Source organism: Trebonia sp. (assembly GCF_049794275.1).
Taxonomy (GTDB): domain Bacteria; phylum Actinomycetota; class Actinomycetes; order Streptosporangiales; family Streptosporangiaceae; genus Trebonia.
Genome location: NZ_JBARCR010000978.1, coordinates 1 through 2,399, shown reverse-complemented (window position 1 = coordinate 2,399; position 2,399 = coordinate 1). Strand labels below are relative to the sequence as shown.

Genomic DNA, 2,399 nt, shown 5'->3' with positions numbered 1-2,399 from the left:
GGCCAGGCTCATCGACAAGGTGACCGCTTCCGCGACCGCGAACGCGAGCCTCAGCGACGTAAAGCACATCGTGATCCTGATGCAGGAGAACCGGTCGTTCGACCACTACTTCGGCACGCTGTCCGGGGTGCGCGGGTTCTCCGACCCGAAGGCGGCGAAGAACGCCAACGGCACCCCGGTGTTCGACCAGTACGGCTACCAGCCGGGCGCCGGCGTCGACGCGGCCGGCTACATGCAGCCGTTCAACTTGCTGAACAATCCGCCGGCGGAGAACGGCGAGGACACTAACGACATCGCGCACGACTGGGTGACCCAGCATGACAGCTGGAACGGCGGCAAGATGGACTCGTTCATCAAGGCCCACCTGTCCGCCGACGGCGCCTCCAACGGCCCGGTCACCATGGGCTATTTCAACCGCTCCGAGCTCGCCTTCTACTACGCGCTCGCGGACGCGTTCACGGTGTGCGACAACTACTTCTGCTCGGTGCTCGGCCCGACCGACCCGAACCGGCTGATGACGTTCTCCGCCTCGATCGACCCCAGCGGCGCGCACGGCGGCCCGGTGATCACCACCGCGACCGACCGCGTCGCCATGACCGGCAAGCTGAACTGGGAGACGATGCCCGAGGCGCTGCTCAAGGCCGGGGTGAGCTGGAAAGTCTACAACGACCCCACCGGCATCCTGGGACTCGGCGTGCTGTCCTATTTCAAGAACTACACCAACCCGTTCTCTCTCACGGACCTCGAGTTGATCGACAAAGGCCTGGCGCCCACCTACCCGGGCGACTTCCACAGCGACGTCAAGAACGGCACCCTGCCCAGCGTCTCCTGGATCGTCCCGCCGCTCGCCGAGTGCGAGCACCCGGCCGCGCCGCCGGAATGGGGCGAGTACCTCGTCCAGCAGATCCTGAACATCCTCGCCTCCAACCCCGCGGTCTGGGCGCAGACCGTGTTCATCGTGAACTACGACGAAAACGGCGGCTTCTTCGACCACGTGCCGCCGCCCACCGCGCCCGCCGGGACGACGGGGGAGTACCTGACCACGCTGCCGAGCAGCGCCGGCGGCATCGCCGGACCGATCGGCCTGGGCTTCCGCACCCCGTGCCTGGTCATCTCCCCGTTCACCGCCGGCGGCTACAAGTACTCCGGCGTCCTGGACCACACCTCGACGCTGCGCCTCATCGAGAAGAGGTTCGGCGTCACCGTGCCGAACCTGACCGCCTGGCGCCGCTCGGTCACCGGCGACTTCACCGGCGCCCTGAACCTCGTCAGCCCCCCGGTCACCAAGGTCCCGGCGCTGCCGTCCACTTCCATCGGCAGCAACCTCACGGTCGTTGAGGAGGCGGTCCTCAACGCCCTGACCGGCACCCTGGACGTCGGCATCCCCTACCCGCTCCCCACGAGCAACAAGATGCCGTCCCAGGAAACGACCCCGTCCCGTCCCCCGGTCCCGTAGCCGTCCGGGCGTCCGCTGACGTCCACCCGCCTTACGTTCGGTAACCTCGCGTCACTCTTCGTCTTTGCATCACTTTCGGCCCTTTTGAAACGGTTAAACGGCTTGAAAAGAGACCAAAAGTGATACGAAGATGAGCGGCGACCGCGCCGAAGACCACACAGATCACAGGACACTACCGCTGCACCAGGCCGCGTCGGCCGCGCCGGCGCGTAGCGCTCCTAGCCGGCCGCTCCCCTGAGCACCGCGTCGGTCAGGTCGCGGGCGCAGCCCCACGAGAGGCTCACCCCGCCGCCGCCGTGCCCGTAGTTGTGCCACAGCACCCGGCCGCCGGGCAGGCTCTCCCCCTCCAGCCGCACCGTGGGCCGGTACGGGCGCAGCCCGACCCGTTCCGCCACCACTTCGGCCCCGCTCAGCTGCGGGAACACCGCCGTGGTGTCGCGCAGGATGCGCGCGGAGACCTCGGGCCGCGGCGGCATGTCCCACGCGCCCTCCTCGGCGGTGCCGCCGAGCAGCACCAGGTCGCCGTGCGGGAACGCGTACACGTAGTCGTAGCCGTGCAGCGCGTGGTCGATGTAGAACTCCTCGATGCCGGGGTTGCGCACCACGACGACCTGCCCGCGCACCGGCACTACCGACGAATCTCCCGCGAGCTTTCGCGCGCCGACTCCTGTGCAGTTCACGACGACCGGAGCGTCGACCGCGGACAGCGAGCTGACCGGCTCGATCTCGATCGAGCCGCCCGTGGCCGCGTAGCGCGCGAGCAGGTACTCCAGGTACACCGGCATGGTGACCACCGGCGCGGTGTACCGCCAGCCGGACGCGAACCCGGGCGGCAGCTCGTCGGCGCCCAGCAGCCGGTGGTCGGCCAGCAGGTCGAGCCACTCCGGCGGCGAGTCGACCTCCTCGGAGACCTCCCGCCCGCTCACCTGCCGCACGCCCGCGC

The 2,399-nt window shown here is 68.9% G+C and carries 2 protein-coding genes; one reads left to right on the top strand and one right to left on the bottom strand.

Annotated features, from left to right (window positions below; all coding sequences use genetic code 11):
• The coding region (locus WA805_RS24920) for an alkaline phosphatase family protein (protein ID WP_425243543.1) at positions 1-1,456 on the top strand (1,456 nt) is incomplete at its 5' end.
• Between the two features lie 218 nt (positions 1,457-1,674).
• On the opposite strand, the gene WA805_RS24915 is transcribed toward WA805_RS24920, so the two are convergent.
• A partial coding sequence (locus WA805_RS24915; protein ID WP_425243542.1) for an FAD-dependent oxidoreductase occupies positions 1,675-2,399 on the bottom strand: 725 nt, incomplete at its 5' end.